A 385-nucleotide genomic window follows, 5' to 3' on the forward strand; every position below is an offset into this window, starting at 1 on the left:
CTTCGACCGCCTCCGGCGAGGTGGTGCGCAGCTTGCCGTCGCTGCCGAGCGGCGTCATGTCGTAGCCGAGCATCAGCGACGTCCACACCGGCGTGTTGGCATTCTTGAGGCCGCGGGCGACGAAGCCGAAGGTGTTGCTCGATGGGTCGGTCAGCGCTTCGGCGGCGGTCACCAGCTGCTCGAAGGTCTCGGGATATTTCAGCCCCTTGGCGTCGAACAGCTCCTTGTTCCAGTAAAGGATCCAGTAGTCGACCGAGAACGGCAGCGAGCGCAGCACGCCTTGCGTATCCTTGGCGAAGACCATGCCGGCATCGGCGAAGTCGCTCTCGACCAGTGCCGGATCGGTGAGCGTCGGATCGGCGAGATAGCCGGAGATGTCGGCCAG

Annotated in this window: 1 protein-coding gene; it reads right to left on the reverse strand. The window is 64.7% G+C overall.

The features are described from left to right. Positions 1-385: extracellular solute-binding protein (locus tag EN808_RS35265; RefSeq protein WP_135918226.1), on the reverse strand; the 385-nt coding region annotated here is incomplete at both ends.

It is taken from the genome of Mesorhizobium sp. M8A.F.Ca.ET.165.01.1.1 (genome assembly GCF_004792065.1).
Taxonomy (GTDB): domain Bacteria; phylum Pseudomonadota; class Alphaproteobacteria; order Rhizobiales; family Rhizobiaceae; genus Mesorhizobium.